This window comes from Xanthomonas axonopodis, from assembly GCF_001304695.1.
GTDB classification, from domain to species: domain Bacteria; phylum Pseudomonadota; class Gammaproteobacteria; order Xanthomonadales; family Xanthomonadaceae; genus Xanthomonas; species Xanthomonas axonopodis.
Map to the genome: position 1 here is coordinate 1 of NZ_JFAQ01000230.1, position 1,432 is coordinate 1,432.

The 1,432-nt window shown below is 59.8% G+C and carries 1 protein-coding gene, 1 tRNA gene and 2 pseudogenes; all 4 read right to left on the bottom strand.

The features are described from left to right. Nucleotides 1-103 precede the first annotated feature (103 nt). The 4 genes and pseudogenes from XAXN_RS18050 to XAXN_RS18060 all read right to left on the bottom strand — a co-directional run bounded on the left by XAXN_RS18050 (nucleotide 104) and on the right by XAXN_RS18060 (nucleotide 1,229). Entirely contained in the window at nucleotides 104-496 is a 393-nt protein-coding gene (locus XAXN_RS18050) for an H-NS family nucleoid-associated regulatory protein (RefSeq protein ID WP_054320561.1), read from the bottom strand. 90 nt (nucleotides 497-586) lie between these two features. Beyond that, nucleotides 587-833, bottom strand: a pseudogene (locus tag XAXN_RS18055) (hypothetical protein); the annotation flags it as partial. After that, nucleotides 825-1,088 (bottom strand): annotated as a pseudogene (locus XAXN_RS23305) (DUF6538 domain-containing protein); the annotation flags it as partial. The pseudogenes XAXN_RS23305 and XAXN_RS18055, both read right to left, overlap by 9 nt. 67 nt (nucleotides 1,089-1,155) lie before the next feature. Next, nucleotides 1,156-1,229: transfer RNA gene (locus XAXN_RS18060), tRNA-Gly, on the bottom strand. Nucleotides 1,230-1,432: the final 203 nt, after the last annotated feature.

Genomic DNA, 1,432 nt, shown 5'->3' on the forward strand with positions numbered 1-1,432 from the left:
TGCCGGGACTGAACAGCTAGTGTGCCAAACATTCACCAAAATATCCAAGGCCAAAGGCAACGCCTCTCCCACTGCGGGCATTCGACATCACGTGTCGGGCGACTCAACCCGGATAGAGCGGGAAGCGCTTGTCCGGATGATTGGCTTTCCATTCTTTATAAGAGCTGGTGCCTTCCCAGGCCTTGAACGCCTTCGGCGTACGACCACGGCCGGACCAGGTTTCGCCGGAATGCGGGATCCAGTACTTGGCGACCACTTCGCCAGTGGAGGACAGCGGCCCCTTGGTCTTGCCGGTCATCGCCAGCGAGGCAATCTGGGATTTTTGCTTGGCATTAAAACGGTTGCCGAACTGAGTAAGCACCTCGATCACCTGGTCGAAGGCTTCCAGCGTCTGGGCGTATTTCAGCTGCGCTTCTTCCTGCTCAAGCTTTCGCAGCTCTTCCAGCAGTTCAGCCCGGGCGGCGGCGGTGGGTGAAGCGGGCGAATCCTGGCGCATTGGCAAAACATAAGGTATGGGCGGGTAAGCGAGTATTGCCGCTGGGCAGCCCAGCGTAAAGCGCCTTGGCCCGTGTGGGTCTGCTGGGGCTCAGCGATGGCGCAGCAGTGCGTGCTCGCGGCAGGACCGGGCCGCTTCGCCCGGCGCGGATCAGTTCGCTGCAGTGCTTGCCGACAAATTCCACCCGCAGCGTGCGAAACCACTGCACCACCCGGTCCAATTCGCCGGCATTGAGCGACCAGGCGTGGTAGACCACCTCGCCCAGCTCCTCCACCCCAATCAGCCCGATTTCGCGGATCTGCTCGGGATCGAGCGCGAACATGTCCAGAACCTTTTCCAGCAGTTCTTCCAGATCCACGGTCCTCCCTTTCCGCATGGCATCGAATGCCATCGATAGTGCCATCCCCATCGTGGCCGCCGCCAGCCTGGCGTGGTCCCCGCGACGGTTTCCCAGCGATCGGACAAGGTAACGCGAGCCAATCGAGGCTCGAAGATCGGTAGGGACAAAGAAGCGCGCATACAGGCCGGCCGAGCGCGACATCATCAGAGGCTTGGGCAAGATTGATACCTCGATTGATACCTCAAGGGGCATCGCTCGGAATCATCAATCGGCCGAAATATCCAGCCAAGTCAGGCACTTAGAGACTTGGCGGAAGCTCTGGAGCGGGCGATGGGAATCGAACCCACGTCAGTAGCTTGGGAAGCTACAGCTCTACCATTGAGCTACGCCCGCGTGGCGTCGGCAGAGTTTATGCGGGTGCAGGTGTCCGGCGCAATGTGCGCAGATGCAACGATGGCCGGTTGCCCGGCCCTCATGTGTTGCATGTGAGCTACTTGTGGCTTGCCGCGCCTTAGGATGTTTGATCCCATGCTTTGATGGTGCACTATTTTCCCTCGATTGGAAGGAAGCACTATGGGCCAGGTTCTACACGGTAG

What these genes read in the sequence shown, in the direction of transcription:
- XAXN_RS18050 (WP_054320561.1), bottom strand. Translation starts at nt 496, where the DNA reads ATGCGCCAGGATTCGCCCGCTTCACCCACCGCCGCCGCCCGGGCTGAA.